At 67.9% G+C, this 12,330-nt stretch carries 11 protein-coding genes; 3 read left to right on the top strand and 8 right to left on the bottom strand.

The features are described from left to right. Window positions 1–3: 3 nt before the first annotated feature. The 5 genes from DI526_RS01690 to DI526_RS01670 form a co-directional block, all read right to left on the bottom strand. Entirely contained in the window at window positions 4–726 is a 723-nt protein-coding gene (locus DI526_RS01690) for a hypothetical protein (RefSeq protein WP_304273354.1), read from the bottom strand. Window positions 727–733: 7 nt separating this feature from the next. After that, window positions 734–1,576 (bottom strand): aspartate/glutamate racemase family protein, encoded by an 843-nt coding sequence (locus DI526_RS01685; RefSeq protein WP_304273352.1) that lies wholly within the window; start codon window positions 1,574–1,576, stop codon window positions 734–736. A gap of 4 nt (window positions 1,577–1,580) precedes the next feature. Beyond that, window positions 1,581–2,237 (bottom strand): hypothetical protein, encoded by a 657-nt coding sequence (locus tag DI526_RS01680; RefSeq protein ID WP_304273351.1) that lies wholly within the window; start codon window positions 2,235–2,237, stop codon window positions 1,581–1,583. Window positions 2,238–2,308: 71 nt separating this feature from the next. After that, a complete protein-coding gene (locus DI526_RS01675; protein WP_304273349.1) occupies window positions 2,309–3,088 on the bottom strand; it encodes a GntR family transcriptional regulator in 780 nt (259 codons plus the stop codon). A gap of 70 nt (window positions 3,089–3,158) precedes the next feature. Continuing rightward, window positions 3,159–4,778, bottom strand: a complete 1,620-nt coding sequence (locus DI526_RS01670) for an alpha/beta fold hydrolase (protein WP_304273348.1) — start codon at window positions 4,776–4,778, stop codon at window positions 3,159–3,161. A 131-nt stretch (window positions 4,779–4,909) separates the two neighbouring features. On the opposite strand from DI526_RS01670, the gene DI526_RS01665 reads away from it, so the two are divergent. From DI526_RS01665 to DI526_RS01655, 3 genes are all read left to right on the top strand, one after another. Next, complete coding sequence (locus DI526_RS01665; RefSeq protein WP_304273346.1) at window positions 4,910–6,139, top strand: class I SAM-dependent methyltransferase; 1,230 nt, start codon at window positions 4,910–4,912, stop codon at window positions 6,137–6,139. Then, window positions 6,136–6,492: a hypothetical protein gene (locus DI526_RS01660; protein WP_304273344.1), complete on the top strand. Its 357-nt coding sequence runs from the start codon at window positions 6,136–6,138 to the stop codon at window positions 6,490–6,492. The genes DI526_RS01665 and DI526_RS01660 overlap by 4 nt, the downstream gene beginning before the upstream one ends. Window positions 6,493–6,588: 96 nt before the next feature. Further along, window positions 6,589–7,470 carry a hypothetical protein gene (locus DI526_RS01655; RefSeq protein ID WP_304273342.1) on the top strand — a complete coding sequence of 294 codons (882 nt, stop codon included), beginning with the start codon at window positions 6,589–6,591 and terminating at the stop codon, window positions 7,468–7,470. 60 nt (window positions 7,471–7,530) lie between these two features. Here the strand turns inward: DI526_RS01655 and DI526_RS01650 are convergent, their stop codons facing one another. The 3 genes from DI526_RS01650 to DI526_RS01640 all read right to left on the bottom strand — a co-directional run. Continuing rightward, on the bottom strand, window positions 7,531–9,801 hold the full coding sequence (locus tag DI526_RS01650) for a TonB-dependent receptor (protein ID WP_304273340.1): 2,271 nt from the start codon (window positions 9,799–9,801) through the stop codon (window positions 7,531–7,533). 231 nt (window positions 9,802–10,032) lie between these two features. After that, window positions 10,033–11,031 (bottom strand): NADP-dependent oxidoreductase, encoded by a 999-nt coding sequence (locus DI526_RS01645; RefSeq protein WP_304273339.1) that lies wholly within the window; start codon window positions 11,029–11,031, stop codon window positions 10,033–10,035. Window positions 11,032–11,049: 18 nt separating this feature from the next. Beyond that, the coding region (locus tag DI526_RS01640; RefSeq protein ID WP_304273337.1) for an alpha/beta fold hydrolase at window positions 11,050–12,330 on the bottom strand (1,281 nt) is incomplete at its 5' end.

The following is a 12,330-nucleotide window of genomic DNA, read 5'->3' as shown; positions in this document are numbered from 1 at the left end:
TTCTCAGCGTTCCAGTTCGACCAGCTCGTACCAGGTCTGCATGTAGCCGCCGACGCCGCCCTTGATGAACAGGTGGTCGTCGTCGGCCGTGACCCACAGGTCGTAGACCGGGTGGGCGCCGTCCTTGCTGACCATGCCGCCCGCCTCGTCCGAGAAGCGGAAATGGCGGCAGGCGAAGGTCCCGGCCGGCGTGGTCGCCTCGTCCTCGCCGACATACTCCATGTAGAGATTGCTCTCGGCGATCAGCGGCGGCGTCGCGCCCCGGTGGTCGACCGAGGGCAGAAAGGCGCGCAGCGGCCGCTTGTGAGGCCCTCGCGACAGGTCCATCACGCGGGTCATGTAGGCGTCGCCGATGATCGGATGGGTGCCGAAACCGTCATAGGGCCCCGACACCGGCATCGTCTGGGAGACGCGCCCGATCGAGGGACCGTAGCTCTCGCACTCGATGAAGCCGTCGCCAAACCGGAACCAGCCCGAGCCCATGAACCGGTCGCCGACCGTCAGGCGCACATGGCAGTCCATGGGACGTCCCGCCTCGTCCATCGAGTAGATCACGTCGCGCAGGACAGTCGGATCCGGCTCGTCGATCTCGCACTGGGCGCTGATCGTGACCTTACCGTCGGTGTGCTTGCGCATGACGAAGGTCTCGCGCCCCCGCTCCTGGCCCTCGCGGCCCGGCTTGTTGGAGGTGTAGAGGATCCGCCCCCGGATCGTGCGGTGCTTCATCATGGTCTCATGCGCCTTCTGACAATTGGGGTTCGGGATCGACAGGGTCGCCGATGCAGGTCGGGCAGGCTTCGGGCGGCGTCAGCGACACGGCGTCGAGCATGTCTTCGAGCACCCTCAGGCTCTCGGGACGGAACGCGGGGCGACCACGCGTTTCGTCCAGCGCCACGATGTCGATGGCCCGCCGGACGCCGGCGAGACGCGGGTTCACGACGGGCAAGCCGGAGCGTGCCGCGATCACGGCGGCGACAGGCGACAGGCAGGTGCAACCCAGGACGATCACCTCGGCGCCGCCCTGCTCCAGGGTCGCGCGGCAAGCCGCATCAAGGCGCGCCATGAGGCTCGCTTCCCCCGCGGCGATCCTCGCGAGATAGCCGCCCGGTTCGGACACATCGGCCAGATCGTCCTCGCCCCCGATCGTGCGTATGGCGCGGCAAGCCGCCTCCAGGCCCGAGTCACGCAGCACGCGCTTGATGATGAAGTCCATGGAGCGAGGCCAGGTCGTCACCAGTCCGAAGGTTCGCCCGAGGCGAGCCGCGGCCTCCAGCGCCGCGTCGCCGCAGCCGACGACGGGGATACCGAGACTGTCGCGCAGGATATCCAGGCCGTAGTCACCAAAAGTGTCCAGCACCACCGCGTCGCAGCCGTCGGCGCGCGCGCGCTCAGCGGCTTCGACATGGCCCAGCACCTGCATCGCGCGATCCAGCGGCGTGTAGGGAAAGACGGGCGCGCGGGATGGATAGGCGATCAACCGCACGCCGTCCGGGAAGGCGGCGGACAGTTCGGGCGCGACGGCGCCGGTCAACGGATTGGCCACGGCGCCGGCGAGCGCGATGCGGATCTCGGCCATGACGTCAGACCGGCTTGGCCGCGCCGAACAGGGCGGCGGCGATCAGCAGAAGCCATAGACAGATCACCAGGGGCCGCGCGCGCTGGAGCACCGCGCCGATCGCCTGATCGCTTTCCGGCGTCGGCCCCGTCGGCCCCGCCAGGACGCGGATGGCCGCCCCCAGCGGCGCCATCACCGCCCGAATGGCGAGGCCCAACGTCACGCACCCCGCCAGGAGCAGCATCTTGGCGGCCAGGAAAAGAGGAATGTCTCGCGTCGCCAAGCCTTGGAGGCCGGCGCCGACGAGGACAATGAGAACGATCCAGCGGACAAGCAGGTCCACGCGACGGTCCAGGCTGGATGGTCCGCTGTGGCGCAGGTGGATGCGCCAGGCGAGGGCCAGCCAAGCGAGGCCTAGCCCCCATGCCCCCGCCACCACGAGGGGCGGAAGCGGCAGCCAGCCCTTGGCCCAGGCCAGGGTCAGTCCGGTAGGCGCGGTCAGGATCAGGGCGGTCCGCGGCGCCATGTCTAGGTCGCCCAACACCTTGAGCGCCATCAACCGCTCGCCGCGAGTCCGCCGCGCGTCCGTGAGGTAGGCCGAGGTGTAGAAAGCGCCCAGGTCGCCGCCCAGCCAGTAGGCGAACACCAGGAGGTGCAGCAGAAGGAAGACGGCAGCGAGCATGACGACGCCTATTGATATATGTTTAGACCATATATCTCGCGCGTCGGCTCTGTCACGCGCCGATCTGGCGCTTAGCGCTTTTCCGGTCGCTGAGCCCGAATGTGGTACTCGAACAGGTCAGGACGATAGAAGCCGATGACCAGTTGCACCGGCCGCCCCTTCTTGTCGCGGACGACCCGCTCGATCTTCAGCAGCGGTCCGCCGACGGACACCTGCAGCGCCGAGGCGATGTGCGGCTCGGCCGCCGTCGCGGTGATCCACTGCTCCACCTCGAAGGCGCCCGCGCCCACCTTCTCAAGCAGCTCGAGCATGGACCGGTTCTCCAGGTCATCCCTCGAATAGCCGGCCGCGATCGCGGCCGGCACGTAGTTGATGATGTAGGAGAACGGCTCGCCCTCCAGCTTGCGCATGCGGACGACGCGCTGGACCTCGTCGCCTTCCTCCATCTGTAGCAGCTCGGCGATGGTCGCCGAGGCGGCTAGGTCGTTCACTTCCAGAAGCTGGACCTGGGTCTCCAGGCCCATCTGCTTCAGCGACTCCAGCAGCGTGTCGAACGAGCCGCGCACGACACGGCGCGGGGGACGTCCGGTCACCACGGTGCCCCGGCCGCGATGGCGGGTGACCAAGCGATCCTCGGCCAGCTCGTTCAGGGCCCGCTTGACCGTGATCCGCGACACGTCGAGCAGCTTGGCGAGCTCTTGCTCGCCCGGCAGCAGGCTGCCGCTCGAGAAGTCCCCCTTGAGGATCCGCTCACGCAGGATCAGGTAGATCTGGTGATACAGCGGGGTCGGCAGGGACTCGTCGAGCAGGCCAGCGTCGAGCTGTGCAGAGCCGGTGATGGTCATAGTCATGTCCGCATTGATGCGGCGCCACAACCGCGCCGTCATCCAGAAATTTTAAGGCGAGTCCGGCGCTCGGACCTCAGCTTGCGAAGGCTTCGAGGGCCGACGCCCAACCGGAAACCGCCGTTGGCAGAGGAAGGGCTGGAACGCCGAGCGCAGCGACTTGCGCCGGGCTCGACAGGGGATCGCCAGCCTGTGCGAAGACGGTCAGGCGCTCACCCAGCCGCCGCGCGACGCCGCCAAGATCGTGCTCGAGCCGCCAGGTGTTGAGCGGCGAAAGGGCGTCGGCGGCGCGCAGCAGTCGAACGGCTCGGCGATGGACGTCGGCGGCTTCCAGACTGCCCGGTTCGGCGAGCGCGGCGGCGGCGGTCGCGTCGAACCACGGATGGAACAGCCGCTCCCGGCGCGCGACGCGAAAGGCTCGGACCAGATGCGCGCCGTCCCATTCGGGGGCCAGAGCGGGCGCCCCGTGACGGGCGATAGCCGCCCGCCGGGCGGGGCCGTGGACCTCCACGCCGATGGTGGCGGCCGGGCCCGCCACGCCCTGGTCCGCCAAGGCCGCGGCGATCTGGCCGCCGGTCCCTTCCCCCACGATGGCCGGCGCGGCGAGCCCCAGGTCTCCGATGGCCTCGGCCAAGGTCGTCACGACGTCGCCGGTCATTGGCGTCGAGGCGCCATGGCCCGACAGGTCGAAGGCGACCACGGGGCGACGCCCCTCCAGCCGGGCCCACAGCGCATCGAAGCGGGTGTGGTCGTCACCCCAGCCATGCAGGAGGACCAAGGGCCTGCCAGGGCCCGCCAAAGTCCCGCGCCAGGTCAACCCGTTAGAGAACCCGCGCCCCGCGTCGCCCTGGATCGGCTCGGCGCGGGAGACATCGCCGGGACGCTTGGCCAGGTAGTCGGCGGCGGCGGCGTGCAGCTCGGCGACCGAGTCGCGCACCAGGGTCTCGTTCCGGCCGGCCGTCAGACGTCCCAGATGCGCGGCGAGCACGTCGTCCCTTGTCGCCATCAGCAGGCGCGGCGCGCCGGCGGGCGACAGCCAGTCCTCGGCGCGGAAGGTGAAGGCGGCGCGATAGACGGCGCGATACCCATCGCCGGACTGCAGCAGGTCCATGGCGTTGGCGTGCAACCGATCCAGCGGCGACAGGTCGTAGGCCAGGCGCGAGCGCGGCGTCGGATCGCTCCAGGGGAAGAACAGGACCTGCTCCTCCATCCGCGCCCAGAGCCAGGCCATGTGGGCGCCGTCCCAACTGGGCGCGAAGGGCGGCAGATAGTTCGCCAGGAAGTCGGCGCGCTCCTGCTCGGTCCAGACCGGAAGACCCTCCAGGGCGGCGGCGGCGACCCGTTCCGGCGCGAGCGTGGCGAGCGCGCAGGCGGTGCAGGCGCCGGTATGGAAGCCGTAGACGCCAAACCGTCCGAGGCCCAGGGCGTCGGCGAAGGCCAGCAGGGCCCGCGCGAAATCACCGGTCTCCGGCGCCCCCATGGACAATGGCGTCGATAGCCCCGCGCCGGGCGTGTCGGGCGCGATCACGCAGAGGCCACGACCAGCCAGGACCTCGGCCACGCCTGCGACGGCGCGGGACGACTGCGGTGAGCCATGCACCGCCAGCACGACAGGCCCCTCGCCCCATCGTCTGCAATGGACGATGCGATCGCCCACCGCCACGAAATGCCGGCTGCTGGTCAGCGACTGTTTCATTTGCGCCCGTTCGGATCTCACGCTTCCCTTAAGGATGCGACCATCTTGTCGATCCGACGCTAGCATGGATAAATGATATACATATAGATCATATGGCGAGACGAACCGTCGGCCTTTAGCGGGAGAGCGAAATGGACGGATCTGGAGAGGCGCGGAACGCCGGCCCTGCGCAGGACTACGAGGGACCGCCCGACTATCGCGTGGTGGGTCGGCACCCTCTGCTGCCCGACATGTCGCACGACGAGATCGAGCGGCTGAACTATCTGGCCCAGATGAACCGGCACCTCTCGACGCGCGTCATGCCGTTCGTAAAGGTCGCCTACGACGCGCGGATCGAGCCGCAGCTCAAGGCGCAGGGTGGCCCGAAGACCCGCCACGATGTCCGCAAGGCGCTGCTCAAGGATCCGGCCTTCCAGACCTGGTCCAGCCTCCGCCGCGCCACCATGGAGCAACGCCAGCAGGCCGGCCGCTGGACAGCCCTGCGCCAGGCCGAGGCGCTGGCCGCCAAGGCCGAGGGCATACTCGCCCATTCGAACACCCTGGCGCTCGATCCGAGCGTCAAGCAACCGCGCTACGTCTCGGCGGTCGACCATCACTGCATGCCCGGCTCGTATCACACCGAGCGCTTCCCCGGCGACGTGTCGGGCGCCGCGAACTATGACGCGGGCCTGTTCGCCACGACCGGCGGCATGCTGGGCCGTTTCAACGACGGCGGCGGCGTGGCCGTGGCACGTTGGGTCAAGAAGAACCTCCCCGACTTCAAGCCCAAGCGCATCCTCGATATCGGCGCCACGCTGGGCCACAACACCGTGCCGCTAGCGCTGGCCTTCCCCGACGCGGAGATCGTGGCTGTGGACCTGGGCGCGCCGATGCTGCGGTACGGCGCGGCGCGGGCCAAGGCGCTGGGCGCGAACAACATCACCTTCGTGCAGGCCGACGGCTCGGACCTGTCGCGCTTCGCCGATGGCAGCTTCGACTGGGTGCAGACGACGATGTTCCTGCACGAGCTGTCGTTCGGTTCGATGCGCGCCATCCTCGGCGAGACTCATCGCCTGCTGGCGCCCGGCGGCATCGTACTGCACGTCGAGCAGCCGCAGTACGACAAGGCCATGCCGCTGTTCGAGCAGGCGATGCGCGACTGGGACGCCTTCTACAACAACGAGCCGTTCTGGAGCGCCCTGCACGAGATCGACCTCGACGCGTACATGGTCGCCGCCGGCTTCAAGACCGAGGAGCTGATCCACGGGGCGGTCACGGCCGTAGTCGACAAGGACGTCTTCCCCGACGCGGCCGATGACGACTCGGAAGACTACGGCCGCAAGGCCGCCTGGCACGTGATCGGAGCTCGGAAAGCCCAATGAGCATCAACGACGCCCTCCTCGCCTCCGCCGCCAAGCCGGCCGGCAAGCGCCCCTATTTCCTGAACCCCGAGGTCGAACGGGTCATGGCGATCACCCTCGCCGTGGCCCAGGAGCTAGCGGTCGCCCGCCAACGGATCGACACGCTCGAACGCCTGCTGGACGCCAAGGGCGTGCTGGATCGCGAGGCGATCGACACCTTCCGGCCCGATGCGAACGCCGCCGCCGAGCGCGGGCTCTGGACCCAGGAATACCTCACCCGCGTGTTGCGCATCGTGCAGCAGGAGGGCGAGGCGGCCGCCGCCAAGGGCGACATCACGTCCGAAGCCGTGGCCGAGGAACTGAACCTCGAATAGCCGGCCTCTCGGCCACGCATCGCGAGAGGGCAAGCGTCTCCGGCGCTTGCCCTCGACGCGTCTGGTCCCTCTTCCGACAAACCCGCTGGATCCTCGATGAACCTCCTTCGCGCCGCCACCCTGACGACCGCCGATCTCGACGCGACGGTCGCCCGCTATGCCGACTGGCTAGACTATGCGCTGGTCGAGGACGGCGTGATCGCGGCCGACCTGGCCGCCAGTTGGGGCGCGCCTGCCTCGGCCGGCAAGCGCTTCGCGGTGATGCGCCCGGCCTCCGGCGTCGACGCCTATCTCCGCTTCATAGAGGACGCGTCGATCGCCAGTTACGAGCCGCTGCGCACCTTCGGCTGGGCGGCGGTCGAGATCTGCAACCAGGACGTCCTGGCCGTCAACGCGCGGATGCTGCGCTCGCCGTTCGAGATCATCGGGCCGCCCAAGACGATCGACGGCATCCCGACCATCCATCCGATGCAGGTGAAGGGGCCGGACAAGGAAATCGTCTACCTCACGGAGATCAAGCCCGAAGCCCAGGGCATGGGCCTGCCGCGCCCGCAGAGCTTCATCGACCGCCTGTTCATCCTGGTCATGGCCTGCTCGGACATGGACGCCTCGGCCGAATGGTTCACCAGCCGCCTGAAGCTGACGCTCGGCCCGTCCACCGCGATCGTCTACACGATGATCAACGGCGCCTTCGGCCTGCCGGCCGACACCAAGCACGCCTTCCGGATGGGCGGACATGACGGGGACGTCTTCATCGAGTTCGATCAGTACCCGGACGAGACGATCGCGCGCCCGCGTCACGAGGGCGCCCTGCCCCCCGGCGTCTCGCTTTGCACGCTGAAGCACCCGAACTTCGATGCGATCGACGCGCCCTGGATCACGCCTCCGACCCGCCGCGAAGGCCCGATCTACGGCGGCGGCCGCGTCGGGACCATAGCCGGGCCCGACGGCACGCTGATCGAGGTCGTCGAAATCTGACCTGACGCAAAAAAGCCCGGCGATCGCTCGCCGGGCCTTTCCTATTCCGACTTATCGCGATCAGAAGTGGCGCGTCACCGAGAAGGTCACGCGGCGCGGATCGCCGTAATAGTAGCCGTTGAAGACGGTGTGGACATAGACCTTGTCCGTGCAGTTCTTGCAGGCCAGGGCGGCCGTCCAGTCGCCATTATCGCTGTTATAGGCCAGCGACATGTTCAGTAGGGTGTAGCCCTTCGACAGCGTGTTCAGCGCCGTGGGCGTCCGGGTCGACGGCCCCGCATTCGACGCCGTCGTCCAGAACTCGCTGACGTTATTGGCCTCGATATTGCCCGTGAAGCCGCCGGCCAGGGCGGGAGCCGCCAGGGTGTAGGTGGCGCCGACCGCCAGGGTGCGCTTGGGCAGGCGCGAGAGCTTGTCGCTGGGATCGATCGCGTTGACATAGACGCCCGTCACCGGGTTGGTGAAGGATTGGGCTCTTGGGTTCACATAGGTGTACTTGCCCGACTGCAGGCCGGCGGTGGCGTAGAGATCGAGGCCCTTGGTCGGCCGCGCGAAGAACTCGAACTCGAGACCCTTGACCTGGATGTCGCCCGCATTGTCCTGCGTGGAAAGCGTTGTCCCCGCCACCAGGCCCGGCGTGGTGTACGAAAGCTGGAGGTCCTTGGTCTTGGCCAAGAAAGCCGTGGCGTTGAAGCGCAGGCGATGTTCCAGCCACTCGCTCTTCAGGCCGCCCTCGTAGGACCAGGTGAACTCGGGCTTGAAGTCCTGGAAGGCCTGCGGCGTGTAGGCGGTGCGCGTGTTCCAACCGCCGCTCTTGTAGCCACGGGTGGCGCTGACATAGAGCATCTTGTCGTCGTCGATCTGGTAGTTCAGGCCGAACTTTGGCGTGACGACATTGGCGGTCAGCTTGACGTCGACACCGGCCGCGGCGAGATCCGACGTCGTCATGCCGCCATAGGCCGTCGGGCGCAGCTCGATCTTCTTGGTCTCGTTGGTGAAGCGCGCGCCGGCGATGGCCGTCAGCTTGTCCGACAGCTTGTATTCGCCCTGCGCATAGGCCGCGTAGCTGCTGGTCGTGTTGACAATGTCACGCACGCTCGAGAAGCCGCGAGCCGCTCCGCAGGTCATATTGCCCGCGCCGTTCAGGCCCGCGCTACACGAGACGGCGCCGCCCAGAACCTGACCAGCCATCGTGTCGTTGTCTTCGGTGAACAGGTAGAGGCCCGCGACATACTTGAAGCTGTCGCCCACGACCCCGTTCAGCTTGAACTCCTGGCTGAACGATTTGTAGGTGCCATCATTGGTCAGATAGAACGGCGTCGGCGCCGCCGCCCCCTTCACCGGCAGCGAGAAGTCCGCGATGAAATTTTGGACTGACCAGCGATAGCCCGTCAGGCTGGTGACCGAGATGTTGTCGCCACGCCATTCGAGCGTCGCGGTCGCGGCGTTCGATTCCGACTTCGAATGCAGGCCCCGGTTGGCCTGGGCGTCGGCGATGATGTTGCCGGTCCCCCCCGTGGTGACGCCGCGCATGCTGGTGTGGCGGCTATCGCCGACATAGGCCCGCAGGGGGCCGCCTTCCGCCTCCATATGCTCGAGCGCGAAGTCGATGGTGACCTCGTCGCTCGGCAGCAGCCGCAGCGCGGCCCGCGCGCCGACGTTCTTGCTGCCGTTCAGGGTCTCGCCGGTGGTGTCGTTGTGGAGATAGCCGTCGTCCTTCAGGTAGTAGGCGTTGACACGAGTCAGGACCTTCGGACTGATCGGCGCATTCAGGGCGGCGCGAAACTGCTTGCCGTCAAAGGACCCGACGCCCGCCTGCACGAAGCCGCCGAAGTCGGCCGTGGGCTTCTTGGTGATGATGCCGATGGCGCCGCCCGTCGAGTTCCGGCCGAAGGTGGTCCCTTGGGGGCCGCGCAGGACTTCGATCCGGTCGATCTCGAACAGGCCGTAGTTGTTGACGTTCTGGCGCGGGACGATGATGTCGTCGACATAGGTCGACAGCGGCGGATCGATCGTGGCGATCTGCTCGGTCGAACCCAGACCGCGCATGTAATAGGTGTTGGCCGAGCCAACGGCGGTGTTGTTGCTGCCGAAGAGGTTGGGAACCATCCGAACCAGGTCCAGCGCCTGACTGACCTGTCGCGCCTCGAGCTGCTTGGCGCTGAAGGCGGAGACCGAGACCGGTACGTCCTGCAGGTTCTGCTCGCGCCGCTGGGCGGTGACCACGATCTGGTCGAGCTGAGTTTCGCCGCTGCTCTGGGCGTTGGCGAGCCCCGGAGCCAACAACGCGGCGACGGCGGACGCGCCGATCAGGACCTGCTTCCGAACCATGACATTCTCCTCCTCATATCCGTCGACCGGATAATTGATATATTTTTATGTCATTAAATGTCCGGACAACTTAATCCCGTCAAGCCGCTTGATTTCGGTTAGGCCGCCTGAGCTTTAGGCGCACCAACGCCTTTATCGCCGCATGGATGGTCAGTCGCTCCCCTTCCACGGCAGCAAAGAAAAAGGCGCTCCCCCATAGGGCGAGCGCCTCTCCCAGCAAACTCGTGAGGCTCACTCGCGGCCGGCGACCTTCACCAACGCCTTGCCCTGGTTCTGTCCGCGCATCAGCTTTTCAAAATGGGCCGGGGCGTTATCGAGGCCGTCCACCGCGTCTTCGACCACCTTAAGTTCGCCGCTCAGCACCCAAGGCGTAGCCAGCTCGACCCATTCGGACCAGCGCGGATAGAAGTCGTAAACGACCAGACCCAAGACCTGGGCGCGCTTACCGATCACCGTGCCGACCGGAAGCGTCGCCGGCGTGCTATTCTGGTAGTGCTCGGCGAGGCCGCACAGCACGATCCGCCCGCCGACGCGCAGACGCTGCAGCATCGGTGTCAGGACCGACGCGCCGACATTCTCGAAATGGACCGTCTGCCCCTCCGGCAAGGCTTCCGTGATCCGGTCGGTCCAGCCTTCCACGCGATAGTCGAAGCAATCGTCGAAGCCGTAGACGTCGCGCACCAGGGCGCACTTCTCGGCGCCGCCGGCGATCCCGTAGGCCTTCGCTCCCAGCAGTCGCGCCAGTTGGCCCGCGACCCCGCCGACCGGGCCCGCCGCCGCGTCGACCGTGAAGATGTCCCCCGGACCGACCTTGGCCAGTTGGGTGACCCCGGCCCAGGCGGTCAGGCCCGGCATGCCGAGCACGCCGAGGTGCGCCGAGGGGTGGGCGCGCGGGTCGAGCTTGCGCGCTTTGGCGGCGTCGAGGACGCCATAGGCGCTCCACCCGACCTCGCCGGCGACGATATCGCCAGGCGCGAAGCCGTCCGCTTTCGACTCGATCACCTGCGCCACGCACTCGCCCGGCAAGCTGCCGCCCACGGTCGGGGCGACCCCGCCCAGGTGCCGACCCCGCAGCCGCGATCCGATGTAAGGGTCGAGGGAGAGGTCCAGAACGCGAACCAGTAGCTGGCCCGCGCCCGCCACGGCGACGTCGCGCTCGACGAGTTGGAAATCGGCGGCGACGGGCATGTCGGCGATCGGCCGCGCCAGGACGACTTCGAGGTTCTTCATCAGAGCGGCATCCTTTTCCTAAAGGTCCTCGGCGGCGAGGAAATCGAGATACTGGGTCGCGCGCGTCGCCATTGAGGCGGCTCGCGGCATGACTGTGGCATTGCCGATCAGAGCGGCCAGCGCCTCGCCGCCGACCTGGCGCGGGTCGCCTGGGTCCGACGGGAACAGCACACGCGACCGCACCTGCGGCGCGAGCGCGGCGAGATCGGGCTCCAGCGATGCGCGCAGGGCCGACGACCATGCGTCCGACTGCCTGAGCACGTCGAGCGTCATCTGGCGAAGCCTTTCCGGAGCGATATCCGGCTCGCGGTGACGGATCGCCTCCGCCGAGCCGTCCCACCAGGGGTGCTGAGCCTCGCGGTCGCGAAGCATATGCCAGGCGCGCAGCCAATGAGCGCCACAACGCTCTGGCGAGAGGGAAAGCTCGGCCTCTCGCCGCCAGCGCGCCCTAACGGTCTCGGGCGGCGGCGTCGGCGCCCCGTCCAGCACAAGCGCCCCCACCGAGTCGGGGCTGCGAGCCGCCAAACCCAGGGCGAACGCGCCAGAGGTTCCGTCCGCTACGATGTCAGGCCGCGCCAGGTTCAGATCCTCGATCAGCTGGCCGAGCCACGCGATGTGCCCCTCGAAGGACGCGTCGGCGATGGGATCGCTGCAGCCGCAGCCTGGCAAATCGACGGCCAGTACAGGCCGACACGCGGCTAGCGCCGCCAGCCATTCGGCGTCGCCACCTGCGCCTCCCGGCGCGTCATGCAGGTAGAGCAAAGGGACTTGGTCTCGACGCCCAAACCGGCGCACGTGCGCCTGGGGAGAACCAACGTAGAAACGCGCGCTGGGGAGCGAACCCTTCGGAGATCGCGACGCGCCAGTCTCCCGGTCGAATAAAGCGCTCAGCATCTCCCGCCACAGCTTGGCGTCGGCGGGCGCGGACAGGACCTCGACTCCCGCCGCGCGATCCGTCGGAATACGATCCAGGTGAGCGTGCAGCACATCGTCCGCGCGCGCGGTCACGACGACCGGCGCGGTCACCCGGCGCAGAGCCTCGCGAGGGTCATGGCGCATGGCGGCCGCGTAGGCCGAGGGATAGGCAGGGCCCGCCAGAAAATAGTCCAGGGCGTAGGCGTGGAGTTGGTCGATCGACGGCTGGTCGATCGGCATGCGCGCCGCCCTTTGCGGCCGAAACCAAGGGAACCAACGCCAGGTGTCGCACACGCGCGTCCACTCGCGCGCCAGCCAGGCGCCGTCCGCGTCGATCTCGAACGGCCGCATGTAAGGGACGATGAACGACTCGTCGGGAGCGCC

Origin of the sequence: Caulobacter segnis, assembly GCF_003243465.1 — a bacterium.
GTDB classification, from domain to species: Bacteria; Pseudomonadota; Alphaproteobacteria; order Caulobacterales; family Caulobacteraceae; genus Caulobacter; species Caulobacter segnis_A.
Note: the sequence above shows the minus strand (reverse complement) of the source record. Positions and strands in the feature narration are given on the sequence as shown.

Coding starts and splice junctions, on each gene's coding strand:
- DI526_RS01685 (WP_304273352.1), bottom strand. CDS start 1,576: ATGGCCGAGATCCGCATCGCGCTCGCCGGCGCCGTGGCCAATCCGTTG.
- DI526_RS01655 (WP_304273342.1), top strand. CDS start 6,589: ATGAACCTCCTTCGCGCCGCCACCCTGACGACCGCCGATCTCGACGCG.
- DI526_RS01690 (WP_304273354.1), bottom strand. CDS start 726: ATGAAGCACCGCACGATCCGGGGGCGGATCCTCTACACCTCCAACAAG.
- DI526_RS01660 (WP_304273344.1), top strand. CDS start 6,136: ATGAGCATCAACGACGCCCTCCTCGCCTCCGCCGCCAAGCCGGCCGGC.
- DI526_RS01665 (WP_304273346.1), top strand. CDS start 4,910: ATGGACGGATCTGGAGAGGCGCGGAACGCCGGCCCTGCGCAGGACTAC.
- DI526_RS01680 (WP_304273351.1), bottom strand. CDS start 2,237: ATGCTCGCTGCCGTCTTCCTTCTGCTGCACCTCCTGGTGTTCGCCTAC.
- DI526_RS01650 (WP_304273340.1), bottom strand. CDS start 9,801: ATGGTTCGGAAGCAGGTCCTGATCGGCGCGTCCGCCGTCGCCGCGTTG.
- DI526_RS01645 (WP_304273339.1), bottom strand. CDS start 11,031: ATGAAGAACCTCGAAGTCGTCCTGGCGCGGCCGATCGCCGACATGCCC.
- DI526_RS01670 (WP_304273348.1), bottom strand. CDS start 4,778: ATGAAACAGTCGCTGACCAGCAGCCGGCATTTCGTGGCGGTGGGCGAT.
- DI526_RS01675 (WP_304273349.1), bottom strand. CDS start 3,088: ATGACTATGACCATCACCGGCTCTGCACAGCTCGACGCTGGCCTGCTC.